The sequence below is a fragment of the Burkholderia sp. RS01 genome, assembly GCF_039748055.1.
GTDB lineage: Bacteria > Actinomycetota > Actinomycetes > Actinomycetales > Micrococcaceae > Arthrobacter.
The window spans coordinates 1-223 of sequence record NZ_JBDLAK010000087.1; the positions used below are offsets into that span (position 1 = coordinate 1).

The following is a 223-nucleotide window of genomic DNA, read 5'->3' on the forward strand; positions in this document are numbered from 1 at the left end:
CGCGGACCGAGTCGAACAGCGACGGGATGTCCGCGCCGGAGGCGTGCCCGTACGCGCGCAGCCCGTTCCGCGACGCCCCGCCCAGGAGCTGGTACACCGGCATCCCGGCGACCTTGCCCTTGATGTCCCAGAGCGCCATGTCCACCGCGGCGATCGCGGCCATCGTCACCGGCCCCCGGCGCCAGTAGGAGGACCGGTACAGGAACTGCCAGGTGTCCTCGAT

General features: G+C 71.7%; 1 pseudogene. It reads right to left on the reverse strand.

Features of this window, described 5'->3' with window-relative positions:
- A pseudogene (locus tag ABFP37_RS22645) lies at positions 1-223 on the reverse strand (bifunctional D-altronate/D-mannonate dehydratase); the annotation flags it as partial.